Source organism: uncultured Vagococcus sp. (genome assembly GCF_963518325.1).
Classification (GTDB): Bacteria; Bacillota; Bacilli; order Lactobacillales; family Vagococcaceae; genus Vagococcus_D.
Map to the genome: position 1 here is coordinate 1 of NZ_CAUQJB010000001.1, position 18136 is coordinate 18136.

The following is an 18136-nucleotide window of genomic DNA, read 5'->3' on the forward strand; positions in this document are numbered from 1 at the left end:
CTGCATGTGAGACGCCAATCTCGTGTGCAGTAGCCAATGGTTTTATCTGTCATTTGGGGTTTATCTTAACGCTTATATTGTATAACCCCTTGAAAACGCTGTCAATCTTTTTTTTATTAAATAACATAAAAACAGGAGTTCTTTTAATGGCTGATTTAGGGCTGTTGGAGGAGCTCTTTTATATTGCAAGAAGTGTGCCAATGGGGGTTTGGTGGGGATTAAATAATTTTGGTTGGGGAACTGAGCAGTGTTTGAAGGCATTTAATTCAGTGATTTATCCCCTTTGTATTTATTAACACGACCTTGAACCTCTCTTTTGGACAACCTTTCTCGGTATTCCACTTCGTTCATCATTTCAATCAATGTAAGTTGTTCAACCTTCGAAAGATCAAAATAGGGTATCAACTTAGGATCAAGGCCTGCATTTTCACTATCCTTAATTTCATAAAAAAACAAAAAAGTCTACTTCCTTTTAGCTAGCATGTTGGATAGTTTCCAATATTCAAAAAACTCTGAGACATTAATCTCAGAGTCCCTTACTAATTATTCGCTTCTACAACTGACCGGCAGTTATTTTACCACCAGCCATCGTAGCCACTCGTCTTGAACGACGTGCTACGGCTTCCGCCGAACAACTTGCCTCTACAAAAACAAAGTCTGCTGCATCACCAACTGCTGGCCAAACCTTCTCCCCTTGATCGTTCAATGGCGTCAGACCTTCCGTGATAAAACCGAGAGTTCTGCTTAATTCGAATTCCGTCACTTGGTTGGTCATTTCACCTAAACGACCTACTCGTTCAAGAATATCGCCATTTCCGTAAGGTGACCAGTTATCAAAGATATTATCACAGCCCACATGAACCTTAACACCTGCTTCCTGCAAGGTTAAAACTGGCGGCATGCTTCCCAAAGGTGCACTAGTGATAATGCTGACACCTTGTTCAGCTAAGCGGCCGAACAGTTCCTTTTGTTGAGCCCCTTTGACATCTGCCAATGCAAAAGCATGACTGACAGCAGTTTTATTTTGCAGCTGGTATTTCTCGACTAACTCTAAGAAATAATCAAAAGTAGCTAGTCCCATTTCATCTCGCTCGTGCAAATGCAAATCAATTCCAGCCCCTTGTTCATAGGCTAATTCAAATGTGGCATCCAAAGATTTTTTCATGTCACCATCGACAGCAGTTGGATCGACGCCACCAACTAAAGAAGCCCCTTTTTTCAATGCTTGTCGGATTAAGTCACGGCTGTCATTCCGCAATAAACCATGCTGTGGGAATGCAACTATTTCCGATTTCAACTCAGAAGAATGAGCCCCCAAAGCATCCATCACTTGATCCAAATAGGCCAAATTAACCCGTGGGTGAACATCCACATGACTTCGTAAACTCGTCACACCAGCTTGCAGAGAGACTTGAATTAACTGTTCAGCGCGTTGAGCCACACTTAAAGGTAAACGGTTCAGCTCGCCAATTTCCATTTCAAAGCGCTCTACGATGGAATCCACCCGTTTAACCGCTTGCCAGTCCGTTCCTAAACGTGATTTATCTAAATGACAATGTTTTTCCGTAAAACCTGGCAGTAACAGGGCACCTTTAGCATCATATCTCTTGCCGACTAATTCAGCATCATCCTCTTTTAACACTTGACTGATGACACCTTCTTCAATAACTAACGTAACTAAATCCGTCACCGTTTCTGTCACAATCCCAGCCACTTTTTTTACACCTGTTTCAATCCGTACTTGTTGAATAATAATGCGGTTCATCTTTCCATCTCCTTCATTTTTCTATTATTCTCGTCCGCCAGCCTCAATTAAAGCTTGGGCAATTTGATCAAATCTCATATCTTTCGCATGTCTCAAAGGACTGACACCTTTTGCATCTTTCATATTGGGATTAGCACCATTGGCTAACAACAGATTGACAATCTCTTGCTGCGTATTACCACCATCACTGAGGATAATCGCTTCTAAAAGAGCGGTCCATCCAAGATTGTTAACATGGTTAACAACGACCTGAGTTTTTTCTAAAAGAAAACAAACTGTCTCTAAATGGCCTTTTTCGGCTGCCGGAATCAAGGCATTCCCCCCAAAACGATTGACTATTCGTTGATCCGGATCGTGTTTAGCCAATTCTTTCAGTACTGCTAAGCGACCTTCCGCTCCAGCAAATAAAAAGGGACTATCCTCTTTATTATCTTGTAAATTAACATTTGCGCCTTTGGCCAATAGTAATTTGACAATAGCTAAATCATCAAGTTCCGTGGCTACCAATAAAGCAGTGGCTTTTTTTTCGTTACGAGTCTCAACCTCAGCTCCAGCCGCTAAACTGGCCTTCACTCCTGCCATATTTTGTTGGGTGACTGCATCCATCAATTGTTGATTGACTTTCTTCTGATTAATCATTAGAACCTCCTAATTTGATAGTCGTTTCGCTCCCTCTATACTTCAAGAGCATGACCAAACAGCCCTTTACGCCAAAGATCACTTCTTTGGTCATTCATGGTTTATTAATTGATCAAACAATCCATAATCTCACAAAATATGAGTCACCTAGTTGCACTTCTCCTACCTTTACTTTATCATGATAGTATTCAGATGGAAAATATTAATAATGTTCGATTGCCATATTATATTTGTATAGGAGGTTTTGTTACATGGATTTACGCCAACTTAAATACTTTGTTGCTATCGCGGAAGCTAAAAATATCACCGAAGCTGCTAAAACCCTCCACATCGCTCAACCTCCTCTCAGCCAGATGTTAAAACAGCTGGAGTTAGAGCTGGAAACCACCCTGATTGAGCGTCAGGGACGTCAGAATAGTTTAACAGACTCTGGAAAGGTCCTGTATAGCGAGGCCCTTAAAATCATCAAACAATTGGAAGAAACGGAGTCACTTGTAAAGGACACATCCTCTGGGACAAAAGGAAATTTAGCCATGGGCATTAATACCTTGTCAGCCGAAGAACTAGTCCCTAGTTTAGTCTCATTTCAACAAAAATACCCAGCTGTCACCTTTGACCTTCATCAAAATGAATCACATGTCTTATGTCAAATGGTCAGAGATCGTCAAATAGATATAGCTCTTATCCGATTTCCTTTACAGGTTGACGATTTCGATGTTATTTACTTAAATAAGGAACCTTTTTACTTTATCTGTGACGGTTCCAGTAAAAAAGGCCCCAATCCTTCTGACTATATCGGGATCGCCAATAGTAAATTAGTCTTGCCAAGTACTAAGGGCCTAGGTGTCTACCATTCAATTATTGAATACTTGGCCAAATTCCAACTTAATCCTCAGTCAATTTCAAGTTGTTCTGATATTAATTTATTGTTTCAGCTGGTTGAAGCTGGCTTCGGAACGAGTATTGTTCCCAAATCTCTTTTAACTCAGCAAAAACACCGAAAGGTCGAAGCACATCGTCTCGACGACCCACTCTTTCATTCTTCTTACGGTCTAATCACCCTGAAAGGTGCCTACCATAGTTCTGTTATGACAAAATTTATTGACGAAGTAACCTCACTCTAATAAAAAAAACAGGGCAGTCACACCATTCATCAGTTGAATGATTTGACTGCCCTTTAACGTCGGCGCTCTATTCTTGATCTAGATTTATTTTAGCTTACGTTCAACATTTACTCAAAAATAAGAGGCTAGGCTTTAACACCTGCCAATTAAAATACTCAACGTCAATCTTGCCGATCCATTAGGATTAGAAATAAAAGACATCGAAACTCGCTCCCCTTACAGTATCTGGTTCCCTGTCTAATTCGTCCTATGAAGAAATAAAACCACTTTTCCCCCAGTTTACTAACAGAGATTAAAACTCAATTAATTTAAGATTAGCTAAAGACGTGTTGAGACTTATCATCCCACCGATAGGCAGGGTCATCATTGGTTGCGTGTGCCCAAAATCCAAATCGTAATAGACAGGAATTGTCTTCAAAATGGGATGCTTATCTAAAATAAAGTGTAACTGTTCTTCCGTCATTTCAGAGGTTTCCTGAAATCGTCCAATTAGCAACCCCTTTAAGTCCTCTGTCACCTGCAGCAATGAGGCTAGATCCCGAGCAAATGTTTCAGGAATGGTTAACTCATCATCTTCCACAAACAAGATGGACCGGCGAACATCAGGCATAAAGTCTGTGCCTTGAAGTAAATTCAAGGTACACAAATTGCCACCAAATAACGTGCCTAGGGCGCTACCATGATTATAAACCTTCCAACTAGTCTTATGATAGACTCGTTTATCCTGATTTAAAAACCATTTATCATCACTCCAATAACTGGATGCCACTAAATCAAAAGGTTCCTCTTGAAAGAAAGACTGCTTAAAATTCGTCGATTGGTAGGATTGTAATTCTGTCATTTGAAAACTGGAGAAATGAGGCCCCGAGTAGGTGACAAAGTCACATTTTGCGGTAATAGCGTTAGCCAGTGCCGTAATATCACTGTAACCACAAAGAATTTTCGGATTAGCCTTAATCAGCTCATAGTCTAAATACGGCAGCAATTCATTGCTATTAAATCCACCAATCACCGTTAAAATCCCTTTGACCTTTTGATCGGCAAAGGCCTCATGCAAATCTGATACTCGTTCCGCAATTGGCGATGAATGCTGTAAATCACAGGTTTCGACATGTTTCCCAAAGGTGACTTTTAAACCAAGAGCTTCTAATCGTTGTGTTGCTAAACTCACGCCTTCATCAGATAAGATTTTTAAGCTGCGACTCGGGGCAATTACTCTCACTTCATCCCCTTGTTTCAATTTATCAGGTATTTTCATTATTCCTCTTCCCTTCTACAAAAAATAACCTCTTATGGTTATGATACCTAAGAGGTTATTATTTAGCAAGGATTATTCAACTGTCACACTCTTAGCTAAATTACGCGGTTTATCAACGTCAAGCCCTCGTTGTAAACTAGCGAAATAAGCAATCAACTGTGTTGGAATGACACTAACTAAGGGACTTAACAGTATATCCACCTGAGGCAAGATGATAGCATCTCCCGGTTTCTCTAAGCCTTCCATCGCAATCACCATCGTTTTGGCTCCACGACTCTCGACTTCTTTCAAGTTGCCCCGTGTATGTGAGCCCATGATTTCTTCGGTAATAATACCGAACACCGGTGTCCCTTCTTCAACTAAAGCAATTGTCCCGTGCTTAAGTTCTCCCGCAGCAAAGCCTTCAGCTTGAATATAAGAAATTTCTTTTAGTTTGAGGGAAGCTTCCATCGACACGTAATAATCAACACCACGTCCAATATAAAAAGCATTACGCGTAGTCCTTAAATTATCCTCTACTAATTGAGCAATGGCTTCTTTCTCATCAATCAGCACGTCCATCCCATTAGCAACAAGTCCCAACTGATGAATTAAATCAAATGTCACCGCTTGTTCCAGACCACGACCTTCTCCTCCTACTTTAGCTAAAATCGCCAGAACAGCAATTTGCGCTGTATAAGCTTTTGTTGAGGCCACAGCAATCTCAGGTCCAGCATGTAATAACATCGTGTGCTTGGCTTCTCTCGAAAGGGTTGAACCAGGTACGTTGGTCAAAGTTAAAGATGGGTACCCTAAATCATTGATTTTAACCAACACTTGACGACTGTCCGCCGTCTCTCCACTTTGACTTAAAAAGATAAAAAATGGTTTTTTGGCTAAGATTGGCATGTTATAACCAAACTCACTCGCTAGGTGAACTTCGACAGGGATTTCAACTAACTGTTCCAATAATTGTTTGCCAACCCACCCCGCATGCCAACTAGTACCACAAGCAACAATATATATTCGTTCGCTAGCAATAAGTTCCTCCACAATCTTTGAATCAACGACTAACTGTTCCTGTTCATCAGTGTAGCGCTGAATTATGCGACGCATAACGGCAGGTTGCTCATCAACTTCTTTCAACATATAGTGAGCATAGGTGCCTTTTTCCATATCTTCCAAATCTAATTGAGCTTCATAAGGTTCACGACGAATTAGGTTGCCCTTTTCATCTTCTATTTCTACTTTATCGGCCCAGATCGTCACTAATTCACCATCAACAATCTCAACAAAGTGTTTCGTTTCTTGAATCATTGCCATAGCATCGCTGCAAATCACGTTAAAATCGGCGCCTAAACCGACTAATAAAGGACTTTTGTTTTTAGCGACATAAATTTGTTCTGGATTTTCTTTATCGACTAAAGCAAAAGCGTAAGACCCTTTGATTATGGTCAGTGCTTTTTTAAAGGCGTCTTTCGCAGACATTTCATCTTGACTCACAAAATAGCTAATCAACTGGACCGCAATTTCTGTATCAGTTTCACCTTTTAATGGGGCTTCATTGATGAAATGAGTGCGGATTTCTTCAAAATTTTCAATGACGCCATTATGTACCAAAACAAAACGGCCATCATTTGATGTATGTGGGTGTGCGTTTGTTTCTGACGGTTTTCCATGTGTCGCCCAACGTGTATGACCAATGCCAATATCACCTTGAACCTCATCCTTTAATTTTGCTTTTAAATCTGCAATTCGCCCCTGTGATTTAACAAGATAGTCCTGATAATCATGACCTGTTACAAAAATACCAGCAGAGTCATACCCCCGATATTCTAATTTTTCTAACCCTTGAATTAAAATCTCTGTTGTATTTTTTTTGCCAATTACGCCTACTATTCCACACATAATGAAATACCTACTTTCTCTTTTTAAACTCATTATATGTTTCTATCTGCCTGACTAAGTTTCTGTTATAACCTCACAGCTATTTTTTAGACTCAATCTTTAGAGTGCAGTCCCTAGAGTCACCCGCCGAAATTTCGATAAACTCTGTCCTCGTCACCTATACAACTAAAATCGCCGAATAGGTCTGGCGCTATCCATTAAAATTGGTATAGTTCACCCTTTCAATTAATTATTCATAGAAACATTATAAATCATAATATTAATAAGATTATTTGTCAACACTTATTTCATTGGTCTATCAGAAGTGAAACCAAAAACCACTAATGGTATACATCCTTAGTAATCGAAGACATAATGAATTAACATCAATAAAACTAGTTTTCAAATGAAAGACAAAACTTTCGTGATGGTTTAACTCGCAATCACCAGCAAACTGATGACACCGTTTGTAAGTATGTAATAATAGCTTTCAACTTAAAAAGGTAACGCTAAAAAACCTTCTCTCACAATGAAGAAACGGTCCCGATCTAAACACCTCATTTTTCTTTTTATACCTCAACTAAAGTGGTTGATTGTCTTAATTTCTTAATAGTTATGAATGGCCATGCTACTTCAGCAACTGCTTGTTTCACAATATAATCATTACTCTAATATAAAAAGTTACTTCTTGGCCCGCATAGTTAACTCTTACCGTTGAGGTAGAGTTTAATATTAAATTTTTCGCATTAGTCTCAAAAACCGAAAAGTCTTCAAATAGGAATATCGATTGAATATGTGGATTAAACATACACGCTCCTCCTTAGATCGAATAATATCTCAATTAATACAGCTAGCATGAGCCTCGTCACTCATTTCGAGCTAGGATTTAATATAGATATAAACTGTTGAAAAAGCAAAAAAATGATATGCTCGCATACCTACTATTCCATTTTTTAAACATTTTAGTATGCCAGTAGATACAACAGATAAAGAAAGCGTGGTTACATTTCTATTTTTTAGATCTATTACCATCCTGTACTCCACTTCCCTTTCACTTTTACGTTAAATACTTTTCCAGATTTACTTTCAAAGTAATGAATAGATACTTTTTTTCCTGATTGATCGTAGCCATCCTTATAAACCTTTTTCCATTCACCAGGTTCAACATTTCTTAATCCATCTAAAACTGACGTATTATTTACTTTTACTTTTTTGTACCATTCTTAACGCCTTCAAAACCTTCTGGATATTGAGGTACATCCTTTTTAAAATTATAAGTATTTTTTATTTCTACGTCATTATAATTATTCCCCCCCTTTTTTTACCAGCCAATTCATCTCTAGTTGACTAATAAAATGCATACCTTCGCTCGCGAGTCAATAATAACACGGGGTTGACATCCTCCCATTACATAGGTTAATTTTAAAACATAAGCTTTCTGACATTGCCATGAACGGTTAGCAAATTTATTTTATACAGGAGAGACGATTTTATGAATATTACCATTACAAAGGGAAGTTTGAAAAATTTAAGCGATTGTGAAGAGGCCCTACTCAATTCAGATTTAGGTCAGAGATATTTTCCAAGCATTGAGAGTGCTTCAAAAGCTGTGAGAGAGGGACTGACCCAAGAAACTTTGTATATTGCCTCGCATCATGATGACTGTGTTGGATTTATTTATTATATACCTGCAGGTGCCTTTCACAGTTTTCCTTATATTCACCTTATCTCAATTAAAAAGGGATACAGAGGTAAAGGGATAGGGACAAAAATGATGACTTTTTTAGAAAAACTGGTTTTTGAAGAGTTTGATAAATTATTTTTAGTTGTCGCAGACTTTAATCTCGCCGCAAAACGTTTCTACGAAAAAATGGGTTATCAACAAGTAGGAGAAATCCCTGATCTCTATAGAGTCGGAATTACTGAATACTTGATGATGAAAAAAAAATAATGAAAGATATTGGGTTCATTCCCTACTGTGTCTAGTTGCAGACTAGCATGTACCTGAAAAATTCTCGAATTGAATCCATCAGTTCGTTTACAAATTTGACCATTTTAGTAGAAAATAAATTGTTCCTAACCCTAATTGTCGCGATGACGAGCCGGAATATATCAGTCAATTCACCCGGTATTTCTCACTCAGTAATTTCGAAGCCACTTTGATTTGAAGATGGTGTCTACTCTGAGTCTTTTGGTAAATGAAAGGATCTTTTTCTAGTTAATACTAAACTACTTGCTAGAACGAGACTTGTAAGTATTATTAATTATTTAGAAAGCTTTCGTTAATACTTACATATACTACACTCTATGTAACTTTACTTGATTTTATTTGGGGCAATATTTTTCTCCTTTTCATAATAATAACTGACCTCTCTTTTATTATGTTTAGCTATATTATGACTAAATAATTGGCTTATTTACTCTTTCTTCACCTTGTTAACTATTATTTACTTTACCTTCTTTTCTTCAAAGAATATTAGCATTCCATAACAAGATCGATGTAATCACCACTAAACTTGGCCTCACCATCATTTTTTCTCATTTGATATTTTATAAACCCGACACTCTGATACATCCGTTGTGCAGGCAACAATTCAACATTGGTTGTCACAATTATTTTTTTCACTTCCTTCTCCTTTATTCTGCCAATAGCTTCTTCTAATTGCTGTTTTCCATATCCTTTCCCTTTGTAGGTTGAACGCAAACAATTGTGTCCGATCTGAACGTAATCTGGTCGCTCCCTTGGATCCCACGAAACTAAACCGATTGGCACACTATCTACCACGGTGATTAAGCCGGCTTTATCTGCAATATCAAGGTTATCAAAGAAAAAATCATCAAAACTCTTCCAATCTGTTCCCCAGACTAACTGATATCGCTCATCATAAGCATATGCATCTGTTAGTAATTCCTTAAGTATCCCACGACTAAAGTCACTAATTTTCTTAAACTCAATCGTCTTTTTAAAAACCTCCTTTATTATATGGCCTCACTTATTCTTTATAAAAAAAAGTGCTACCCATTTTTAATAGCTGGTAGCCTAATTTGTACGATTATCTCATTCTATGTTGAACTTATAGGATAGTATTCATCCCTTTTACAAAAAAAACATCGTAATGAAAGCCAACATCATCATTAAACAAATAACCCAATGCCTTAATCCACGAATATGACAAATCATCCTCCCAACGACGTGGCAACCTTTCATGAGTCAATTCAAAAGACACCCATCTTTGCAATAGCCTCCTGAATAATTGAAACAGCTTTTTGATAGATAGCTGAGGTTTTGTCTGCTGTCTTTATGATAAAACCAACTAAGGTGGCGGTTGGATTATCTCCTTTTTCACCGTGAAATCCCATTTCCTTTCTTTTGAACAATCCCACCAAATATCGTGTGGAGACTCATTATTGATAGGTATTTTTAGAAGCCATCCCTTTTCATTTTGAAACGGTGTGTTTTCTAAATAACTCAAGATTCCTTGGATTATTTCTTGGGGGCAATCAAAAAACACCATGCTTTTGTAATTCAATAGCTCAAGATGTGGCAAGTGGCGACGAATAGTCACTCCATAAATCAGACTCTACTCCATGTAAAACTCGCCATCTTCATCCGATACCACACTAATGCGTTTAGAACTGTTTCTTTGTTATCGCCTTCATTATGATAGTCCCATAATGCTAGATCGAGTGGTTTGACAATCCTTTAATTAAATTTTTTTGCTCGATCAAATGCCTTTACTATCTTATCCCTTCTTTTTTTCAAAATTTATCGCTAATATTATTTGTTCTAATTAGTACCAATTCTTTCATTTTGTTAATTATATAATGAAATACCTAAATTTTCTATCATGTATCGATTTATTGTAACAGTTTGCGAACGAGTTATTATCACTACCCTTATTTCTTAATAGCCCTCCCATAGTTTATTAATAGTCTCTATCAATCTGAAAATGCCATAAACATCTAGTATCATTTTTAGATCTAATTAAACCAAAACATGCTTAGAATTACCCAGCGAGATGAACTAAAAATAGTAAAAATCTCACCGTATTTTTTTTGTTCTGATTCATTTAAATAAATATCTAAGCTTTCTTGAATTGACATAAAAGCCTCCTATAGTTAGTCTAATATTTCTGTATAACCTAGGTACTTTTCCTGTAATAATTCATTTTGTGTCATTTAATTTTTCCTCTTAATTCCAATTCATATAATCTTTAAACTATATTGAAATTGCTATTTTTCTTCTAATGTCAATCTCGACTAGCGATTACCATTACTTCTTTTTTGCAAATAACTTTTTGAAACATTATTCATAGTTGCTACTATTTCAATAATATGGACTCTTACAAATACACCATCACCGAAGTTATCGCAAAGAGCTCATATGACAGATGACGAAATGGGAGCTATGAGGGTACTTGTCATAAAACAATTTCCAAAAGCAGCAGAAGAAAAAGAGAAAGATTAAAATGAAGAGTCTAATCTAAAAACACTATAAAGAAAGTCAATAGACCGCTAGGCTCACCTAACATCGCTATTGACTTTCTTTATTGAGCATGTATTTTGTCAGTTCCCGAGGAAGTCACGAAATGGCTAATACCCTGGTTTGTCCCTCGAGCTTTTTCAGCATAACATGCCCGCCGTTTGCTTTAGTATTTGAATTTGTTCTTTCAAACCTTTTTACTTCACCCTCAGAATCTAATAAAATAGTTTTGGAAAACTGGAGCATTCTTTATACTTTACTAATATACAATCTGCTTCCACACTCATAAATCTATTATTTTTCCAACAAAATTTTTATTTGTCTTTTTGTTGCGGGTATCATTTCTTTCGGTCTTTCAACATACTTATCGTTTTCTATTGTAATTAAGCAATTATCGCAAGTTTTGTAAACAATCGTTTGATCTGTGGAAGATGAAATTTTTAAATTAGCATCTTGACAACTTGGACATAACTCTTCTGTCATAAATGTAGCAACATCCCATACCATATGAATTACATTGCCACAAATCTCTTTTTCAGTTGCTTCGAGCATCTCTTTTGCATAAAATGATGCCAATCCTTCTAAATTATCATCTGTAGTCCCTAAATAAAATTCTTCTTCTTTAAATTTTTCAATGCTATTTAAACTGTTTTCAAAAACAAAATTTCTAAAATTGAAGTCATACTTGTTGATATATTCAATCAATTTTCCGAAAAATATTGAAAGTTCATTTTTTGAAAAATTTTTATACAATTGTACAATTTCTTCGTTCATGTTTATCCTCCTATGGCTTTGGTATCGGATACGTAGTGACTAAATTACCTGCTTTATCTGTTATAATACGAATGTCAATATGGTCTGTTACAATATATATAAGCTTCTCCTTTTTCAAATACTCCATGTCTAAGGTTTCTTTATTAAAATCACTTTTATTCTCTCGCCATCTTTCATCATTTAGCCATTTATCTAAACTAATCGCTAAACCAAACTCTCTTTGAAGAGTCTCTTCGTTGCCAGCGTGGGAAATTTCTATCGACTTGCTATTTTCACCTTTAAACCACATTTTTTCAGCTAACTCTCTATAACCAAACGATATTTTTTTTATTCATATTTTCTTTTATATAAATTTGCACACTAACACCCTCCTTATTTAGTCTTAAGCCAGATATAAGCGTTCCAAATATTGTCAACTAATTCATCCAGTTTACCTTTTGAAACACCTTACTTAACTGACTTAGAAATTAAATCATATATACTATTCTTATCTGTGATTTTTCAATTATTATTCTTTCATCTAGCGGTGAACTTTTCCCTCCACCAGTACTCTTTATTACTGAACAATATTGATAATATTATTCAATAAATTATTTTAGTTATCACTCTTCAACATTATAGTTGATGAGGTACGATGCCTTTGACAACCTTTTTTTCATTTTTTACTAACCATTCTCTGTAGATTTCTTCAAATCTAGTTTCCTCTTCATCAGAAAAGCCGTTAAATATTGCTTTATCGATATTTTCTTCATTAAAATATAATATTTCATCGCTTACTAACCCAAGGGGATAAATACAGCCTGAATAGTCAAACATCGTTTTTTGATTTTCAATAACTACCAAGGGACCTCTATTTAAAATCATAATTTTTTTTGAACCTTCATTTAAATAAACAATACTTCCAATTGCTAACACACTATCACTCCTTTCATTGAACGTTAATAACAGGCTTATTTTGACTTAATGAATTGCACCTTATAATCTTCTCCTAAAATAGAAAAAACGTTTAAAAATAAAATCATTAAAAAAAAGATTAACCAACAAATTAGCATAAGCCAATTTCCATTATTCAAAAACATTGCAGTTGTTGCCCAACATACCAAAACTGTTAATAGATAGCCACCAAAGCATTTAAACATATACGCTATCGAACTAGGAATTATCCTTATTTTTTGTTCACCCATTGCTTCTAGACTCATGATACTTGTCACCATTTTTTTTGCCCGTATGGACATCTGAATTCTAAACGTAATTGCCAAAATTATGAAGACACATAATACAACCCCATTTGCCTTTATAGTTAAATTATTATCAAAATACACGTCAATTCTATTTAAAAATGAACTTATTGCTATGGCAATTGCAGCATAGATAGTCAAAAATGCTGGTTTTTTTTGATAATCATTATATAATACTACTAACTTTTTTTCGTTTTCTTTTGATAATTTCATCATTTTTTTAGGTATAAACCAATCTAAGAACGGGAAAAAATAACTGATACAACCTGATTCCGAGTCCACTAAAAAGCATTCGCCTTCAAAGTAAATTAGACGATACCTTATATTTCTTGTAACACCTTTCACTTTAACATTTTTCATTTTTACCACGCCCAATTCATTGGATTTATTGCATTACCAATATTACACAATACATCTCCTATCAAGTAAAAAAGTACTTATTTTTTATCATTTATAAAAGTGACATTATAAGTCCCATCGAGATCGAAAAAATGCTAAAGTATAATCAAACCAATAACGTTATCATTGAAACGTTTAACATAATGTCATTTCCTTCTAAAAGAAGTGATTCCACTACAATCTATATAACTAAAAAATAAGCTGATCGTCACATTTAGTAGTCTGCGACAACCAGCTTTGCCTATATAATATAGACGCTTATTTTTATTTCTGCACCGCCTATGAACTGTTAAGCCAATAATTTGCTAATAAATTACCTTATTATATATTCAGTAGGCTCTTCAAATGTTTCTAAGTCTGTCTCTATCCAGACTCCTTCACTTTCTCTAAATACATGAAATCTTAGGGTGAGTATCCCCTCATTAAAAGACAAAATGAAACAGATATTATCTACTTCAAATTTTGTCATGATTTTGTCAGATAGAATTTCTATAATGATCTGCCCTAGCATATACTGTCTTTCTTCCGTCAGGCTTCCTTCATTAGCAAAATAATCCACCACACGGATTTCATTATTCGCCGCTTCATATCCAGTTTTATCACCATACATTTTTAGTACTCTTCCAAAGTCCTTTTCACTTATGATGACTGGTTCATCAGATAGTATAATGCATTCATTAATTTCAATAATTCCTATTTTCAGAATTTTTTTTACTAATTTCGGATAATCATACAACGTATCTTCAAATTTTTCTTTAATTTGAAGCATTTTTTTATTTTGTTTTATCATGTCCTAACACATCCAATCCCTTGTTTATTCCATCTTTAATACGTTTATCGTTAAGTTTCTTTTGAATTCTATTTGGAGCTATTTCACCTGTTTTCGGATTAACGAATTCCCCAGTATCTGGTTCATATCTCCACTTTATATTATTACCTTCATGATAGTGTACATCTCCCGGTCGTTTGCCCGGTGCGGGATTTTCGACATCAACCCTTTCGGTCTTACCATTTTTCCAAGTAGTCTTACTTGTTACTTGTGTCCCGTTTTCTCCCAACATGTAGTCATTCTCTTGATCCTGATTTGACTTTATCAAAGTAGGCGCATTACCTATTGTTTTCAATGCTTCTGATCCTGCATGTAAATTATTAATTCCTCTAACAATTTTCCAGGTTTTATCGATAAATTGAGGAAACCCACTGACCCCTGGAAGGATTAGTACTTCACGACGACTGATTTTCATATTAACAATCTTATATAAGCCTTTGTCTAATTGGTCTCCGTACTCGCCCAAAATAGAATAAAGCTCTTCATATTCATTTCTGCTTAAATACTTTCCATCTTTTTTTAGCAACCATTCTTTTTCTATTTTCTCTAAATCTGAATGATATTCTATTTCATATCCTTTTATTATTTTTAGAGCCTTTTCGGCTTTTAGTTTTTGATGTTCTTCTAAACATAGTTCACGCTTCATCCATGATTCATTAATTACCGTTGCCCAATCCATACTATTACCTCTCGGCAATACAAAACTCCCGCTACCAGAATCCCATGATATATTAACCTGTGTAGCGCCTAAAGAAACGGCACTCTTCAAACCATCGATCTCGGCAAAAATATCAGGCGACCGACCATTAAACTCCAACAGTTTATCTAGTTTCTCTTGTAACTTTTGCTTCGCCCTTCCATAAGTTGCCATCAACGAATGAGCGCCAGACATCCGAGACGCGATGGACCCATCTAAGGCACCCTCCTGTTGCTGACGAAACAACATGCTCTGTAAACGACCCTGAAGATCAGACAGTTCTGACATCTGACGATTCAATTGTTCAATTTTTTCTCTCAGGTCTGATTCTCTCAAATCACCACTGTCAACTGCCGCCATATATTCTTCTGGGAATTTCTGGCAAGCTTCCATGACCGCTTCTGATAAAAGTATACCACCTTTTGATAAGGGAATTAAGACCGTACTGAAAAATTGTTTAGCCGAATCGTAAGCCGCTCCCTGCAGTTGTGGGCTACCAACGACAAAGTCATTAATCGCTCGTTGTAACTGCTCGTACCCTTGTTTCTGTTGACGGCAAATAGCCGCGACACTTGAGGCTTGGCTTTGGGAGGATGAGACATACATATCCACACTCATGATAGTTGTTCCTCCTCTTCTCTCATTATTGTTTGTTTGTCTTTGTAAAGGTCATCTAGTTGCTTTTGAAGGGATTGATGTTGGTGTTTCACATCTTTTCTCACACTTGAAAGTGTTTCTTCCATCTTTCGTGAGTCTTGATAGACTTCATGAGATAGTTCTTCAAAAAACGGAGAATCATCTGTCCCACTAAACAAATAACGCATATCACTGAACAAGTGATTAGCTTTTGAAAAATGTCCGAAACAATCCTCTTCCAATCGTTCTAATTTGGTTTCCTCACGATATAAATCGACTTCTCGTTCATTGAGTTGCTGTTCTTGCTTCATCAACACCAATTGTCTATCGGTCATTTAAGGATACCTAATGGATTGATTAAGGAATCCCGCACACCTTTATCCACCGCTTCAAAGCCTTGAGCCACGCTATGAAGATTACTGGTTGCCAGTTGAACTGCGTCTGAAATACTTTTACCGCTATCTAGGGTGGCGTTAACTGCTTCTCGGGCATTTGTATTCCCTTTAACAGTCGTTTGGCTGTCCAAGGATGGTTTGCCTATTCCCGAAAGGGTTCCTAAGGCACTGGCAATTGCCGTCGCTTTTTGTTGTGCTATCCCCAAATCACTTGATATTGTCATTGTCGATCCCCTTTTTTATTGTTATGCCTTAACAATATCGAATAACGGACTAAAAGTATACAGAAAATCATTTATTAATTTTTATTATTAAATTTGAGCAATAATTAACGAGGAAACTGTGTGAAGCGGAGCTTAAATCATGAATTTCAAACACCTATATAGTAAAATACAGTTCAACACTTTCACAACGTAAGGAACGGCGATTTTAAGAGGTAATATTCATAAAATTTATAGATGGTGAAACAGCTGCAGCTCATTTTTAAAAATTTAATACTAAGCTTGCTATTCAGAAAAAGAAGTCAATCCCAATGCAAAAAAAATAGCATTGGGATTGACTTCTTTTTAACATCTACTGATTTTGTTTAAGTCCGAGGGGACCATAAAACAGCCGAACCATAAACTAGTTTCAGATATTTCACCTCTCCTTAGATTTGGCAATTTGTTTTTGCAACTCGTAATCTTAATTATTCAAGTTATTAAAGCAGCCTATAACAGTTACCTTTCTCAAGTAATCTTCTTTGCTAGAAGTATCACGTTCTGATACCTGATAACTTTTTACTTGAGCAAAGAGACTGATACTAAGTAATTCCGAATCTTCAATCAATAAACATACGTTTTTTGATTTTAAGCCCTTGACTACTTTCTTAAAAGTAACACGTCTTGATACCCTTGGTCGTTTTATTGCCGCGCTGGACAATGATATAATCGTATTCTGCTCTTTTCTTTCTATAATATCCCACCATCATACTCAGCAGTGATCCATAACTCTAAATGTGACACATTCTGACATCTCTAAACAATTTATTAACGCTCAAATTTGCATTCTTAAATGATTCCACATCATTAATCACTTAATTTCTGTTGCCCCTTTTAAATAGTTGACTATCTTCTTAAAAGTATCAAGTCTTGATACCTTTGTTCATTTTATTGCCGTGCTGAGCATTGCTATAATCGTATTCTCACCTTTTCATTATATATACGACTGTCGTTGACACATAACTCTAATCGTAACACGTTCTGATACCTCTAAACTATTTATTGTGGCTCAAATATGCATTCTCAAGCCACTCCTAATCTTTAACCAAATAATTTCCGTTGCCCCTTTTAAATAGTCGACTATCTTCTTAAAAGTAACAAATCTTGATACCTTTGATGGTTTTATTACTGCGCTGAGCAGTGCTATAATCGTATTCTCACCTTTTCATTATATATGACTGTCGTTGCTCCCATAACTCCAAACGTGACATGTTCTGATACCTCGAAACTATTTATTGTGGCTCAAATATGCATTCTCAAGCCATTCCCTATCTTTACCCAATAATTTCCGTTACCTCTTTTAAATAGTTGACTACTTACTTAAAAGTAACAACTCTTGGTACCTTTGATTGTTTTATTACTACGTTAGGTTTTGATATAACAGCATTCTGACTTTTTCGTTTGACGTATGACTATCATCTTACTGATTGGTTAATCATAACTCTAAACGTGACACTTTCTGATCCCTTAAAAATATTTAGCGACGCTCCAAGCAAAATTCCTAAGCCACTTCTCTTCTTTTCCCATTAATTGACGTCTCTCATTTTAAGCAGGGACTGCATTCTAAAAGTAACAGCTCTTGATACCTTTGATTATTTTATTGTTGCGCTGAGCATTGATAGAATAGGATTCTAAATTTTTATTTTTAAATATGGTCGTCATCTTGCTCAGCAGATATCGTAACTATAAACGTAACATTTCCTGATACCTCAAACTATTTATTATCGCTCAAAACTTTAGTCCAAAGCCATTAAACATCTTTAGCCTATTTAA

General features: G+C 36.0%; 18 protein-coding genes. 3 read left to right on the forward strand and 15 right to left on the reverse strand.

Annotation, left to right across the window (positions count from 1 at the left end; genetic code table 11):
- The coding region (locus RWN13_RS00005; protein WP_314059189.1) for a hypothetical protein at window positions 1-296 on the forward strand (296 nt) is incomplete at its 5' end.
- Window positions 297-553: 257 nt separating this feature from the next.
- Here RWN13_RS00005 and RWN13_RS00010 read toward each other — a convergent pair.
- Together RWN13_RS00010 and RWN13_RS00015 are read right to left on the reverse strand one after the other, a co-directional pair.
- Window positions 554-1765, reverse strand: coding sequence for an amidohydrolase (locus RWN13_RS00010; protein ID WP_314059194.1), 1212 nt, complete (start codon window positions 1763-1765; stop codon window positions 554-556).
- 24 nt (window positions 1766-1789) lie between these two features.
- A complete protein-coding gene (locus RWN13_RS00015) occupies window positions 1790-2404 on the reverse strand; it encodes an ankyrin repeat domain-containing protein (RefSeq protein WP_314059196.1) in 615 nt (204 codons plus the stop codon).
- Between the two features lie 251 nt (window positions 2405-2655).
- Here RWN13_RS00015 and RWN13_RS00020 point away from each other — a divergent pair, with 251 nt between their 5' ends.
- Window positions 2656-3528, forward strand: coding sequence for a LysR family transcriptional regulator (locus tag RWN13_RS00020; RefSeq protein WP_314059197.1), 873 nt, complete (start codon window positions 2656-2658; stop codon window positions 3526-3528).
- 292 nt (window positions 3529-3820) lie between these two features.
- On the opposite strand, the gene RWN13_RS00025 is transcribed toward RWN13_RS00020, so the two are convergent.
- Both RWN13_RS00025 and glmS read right to left on the reverse strand, forming a co-directional pair.
- A complete protein-coding gene (locus RWN13_RS00025; protein ID WP_314059198.1) occupies window positions 3821-4786 on the reverse strand; it encodes an LD-carboxypeptidase in 966 nt (321 codons plus the stop codon).
- Between the two features lie 72 nt (window positions 4787-4858).
- Entirely contained in the window at window positions 4859-6673 is a 1815-nt protein-coding gene (gene glmS, locus RWN13_RS00030) for a glutamine--fructose-6-phosphate transaminase (isomerizing) (protein WP_314059200.1), read from the reverse strand.
- Between the two features lie 1471 nt (window positions 6674-8144).
- Between glmS and RWN13_RS00035 the strand changes: the two genes are divergently transcribed.
- Entirely contained in the window at window positions 8145-8603 is a 459-nt protein-coding gene (locus RWN13_RS00035; protein WP_314059202.1) for a GNAT family N-acetyltransferase, read from the forward strand.
- A 525-nt stretch (window positions 8604-9128) separates the two neighbouring features.
- Here the strand turns inward: RWN13_RS00035 and RWN13_RS00040 are convergent.
- The 11 genes from RWN13_RS00040 to RWN13_RS00090 all read right to left on the reverse strand — a co-directional run bounded on the left by RWN13_RS00040 (window position 9129) and on the right by RWN13_RS00090 (window position 16327).
- On the reverse strand, window positions 9129-9635 hold the full coding sequence (locus RWN13_RS00040; protein ID WP_314059902.1) for a GNAT family N-acetyltransferase: 507 nt from the start codon (window positions 9633-9635) through the stop codon (window positions 9129-9131).
- A 233-nt stretch (window positions 9636-9868) separates the two neighbouring features.
- The gene (locus RWN13_RS00045; RefSeq protein WP_314059204.1) at window positions 9869-10012 is read right to left on the reverse strand and encodes a hypothetical protein; all 144 of its coding nucleotides are present in this window, start codon (window positions 10010-10012) and stop codon (window positions 9869-9871) included.
- Between the two features lie 621 nt (window positions 10013-10633).
- Entirely contained in the window at window positions 10634-10756 is a 123-nt protein-coding gene (locus tag RWN13_RS00050; protein ID WP_314059207.1) for a hypothetical protein, read from the reverse strand.
- Between the two features lie 673 nt (window positions 10757-11429).
- Window positions 11430-11909: a hypothetical protein gene (locus tag RWN13_RS00055; RefSeq protein WP_314059210.1), complete on the reverse strand. Its 480-nt coding sequence runs from the start codon at window positions 11907-11909 to the stop codon at window positions 11430-11432.
- A 10-nt stretch (window positions 11910-11919) separates the two neighbouring features.
- Window positions 11920-12198, reverse strand: a complete 279-nt coding sequence (locus RWN13_RS00060; RefSeq protein ID WP_314059212.1) for a hypothetical protein — start codon at window positions 12196-12198, stop codon at window positions 11920-11922.
- A 326-nt stretch (window positions 12199-12524) separates the two neighbouring features.
- On the reverse strand, window positions 12525-12824 hold the full coding sequence (locus tag RWN13_RS00065; protein ID WP_314059216.1) for a DUF4176 domain-containing protein: 300 nt from the start codon (window positions 12822-12824) through the stop codon (window positions 12525-12527).
- A 35-nt stretch (window positions 12825-12859) separates the two neighbouring features.
- The gene (locus tag RWN13_RS00070; protein WP_314059219.1) at window positions 12860-13507 is read right to left on the reverse strand and encodes a DUF443 family protein; all 648 of its coding nucleotides are present in this window, start codon (window positions 13505-13507) and stop codon (window positions 12860-12862) included.
- A 352-nt stretch (window positions 13508-13859) separates the two neighbouring features.
- Window positions 13860-14336 carry a hypothetical protein gene (locus RWN13_RS00075; RefSeq protein WP_314059221.1) on the reverse strand — a complete coding sequence of 159 codons (477 nt, stop codon included), beginning with the start codon at window positions 14334-14336 and terminating at the stop codon, window positions 13860-13862.
- Complete coding sequence (locus RWN13_RS00080) at window positions 14320-15690, reverse strand: hypothetical protein (protein WP_314059224.1); 1371 nt, start codon at window positions 15688-15690, stop codon at window positions 14320-14322. The genes RWN13_RS00075 and RWN13_RS00080 overlap by 17 nt, the downstream gene beginning before the upstream one ends.
- A complete protein-coding gene (locus RWN13_RS00085; protein WP_314059225.1) occupies window positions 15687-16043 on the reverse strand; it encodes a DUF3958 family protein in 357 nt (118 codons plus the stop codon). The genes RWN13_RS00080 and RWN13_RS00085 overlap by 4 nt, the downstream gene beginning before the upstream one ends.
- Window positions 16040-16327, reverse strand: a complete 288-nt coding sequence (locus RWN13_RS00090) for a TIGR04197 family type VII secretion effector (RefSeq protein WP_314059227.1) — start codon at window positions 16325-16327, stop codon at window positions 16040-16042. Before RWN13_RS00090 ends, RWN13_RS00085 begins: the two co-directional genes overlap by 4 nt.
- Window positions 16328-18136 lie beyond the last annotated feature (1809 nt).

What these genes read in the sequence shown, in the direction of transcription:
- RWN13_RS00070 (WP_314059219.1), bottom strand. Translation starts at nt 13,507, where the DNA reads ATGAAAAATGTTAAAGTGAAAGGTGTTACAAGAAATATAAGGTATCGT.
- RWN13_RS00055 (WP_314059210.1), bottom strand. Translation starts at nt 11,909, where the DNA reads ATGAACGAAGAAATTGTACAATTGTATAAAAATTTTTCAAAAAATGAA.
- RWN13_RS00075 (WP_314059221.1), bottom strand. Translation starts at nt 14,336, where the DNA reads ATGATAAAACAAAATAAAAAAATGCTTCAAATTAAAGAAAAATTTGAA.
- RWN13_RS00010 (WP_314059194.1), bottom strand. Translation starts at nt 1,765, where the DNA reads ATGAACCGCATTATTATTCAACAAGTACGGATTGAAACAGGTGTAAAA.
- RWN13_RS00060 (WP_314059212.1), bottom strand. Translation starts at nt 12,198, where the DNA reads ATGTGGTTTAAAGGTGAAAATAGCAAGTCGATAGAAATTTCCCACGCT.
- RWN13_RS00085 (WP_314059225.1), bottom strand. Translation starts at nt 16,043, where the DNA reads ATGACCGATAGACAATTGGTGTTGATGAAGCAAGAACAGCAACTCAAT.
- RWN13_RS00015 (WP_314059196.1), bottom strand. Translation starts at nt 2,404, where the DNA reads ATGATTAATCAGAAGAAAGTCAATCAACAATTGATGGATGCAGTCACC.
- glmS (WP_314059200.1), bottom strand. Translation starts at nt 6,673, where the DNA reads ATGTGTGGAATAGTAGGCGTAATTGGCAAAAAAAATACAACAGAGATT.
- RWN13_RS00090 (WP_314059227.1), bottom strand. Translation starts at nt 16,327, where the DNA reads ATGACAATATCAAGTGATTTGGGGATAGCACAACAAAAAGCGACGGCA.
- RWN13_RS00035 (WP_314059202.1), top strand. Translation starts at nt 8,145, where the DNA reads ATGAATATTACCATTACAAAGGGAAGTTTGAAAAATTTAAGCGATTGT.
- RWN13_RS00080 (WP_314059224.1), bottom strand. Translation starts at nt 15,690, where the DNA reads ATGAGTGTGGATATGTATGTCTCATCCTCCCAAAGCCAAGCCTCAAGT.
- RWN13_RS00025 (WP_314059198.1), bottom strand. Translation starts at nt 4,786, where the DNA reads ATGAAAATACCTGATAAATTGAAACAAGGGGATGAAGTGAGAGTAATT.
- RWN13_RS00050 (WP_314059207.1), bottom strand. Translation starts at nt 10,756, where the DNA reads ATGTCAATTCAAGAAAGCTTAGATATTTATTTAAATGAATCAGAACAA.
- RWN13_RS00045 (WP_314059204.1), bottom strand. Translation starts at nt 10,012, where the DNA reads ATGGGATTTCACGGTGAAAAAGGAGATAATCCAACCGCCACCTTAGTT.
- RWN13_RS00020 (WP_314059197.1), top strand. Translation starts at nt 2,656, where the DNA reads ATGGATTTACGCCAACTTAAATACTTTGTTGCTATCGCGGAAGCTAAA.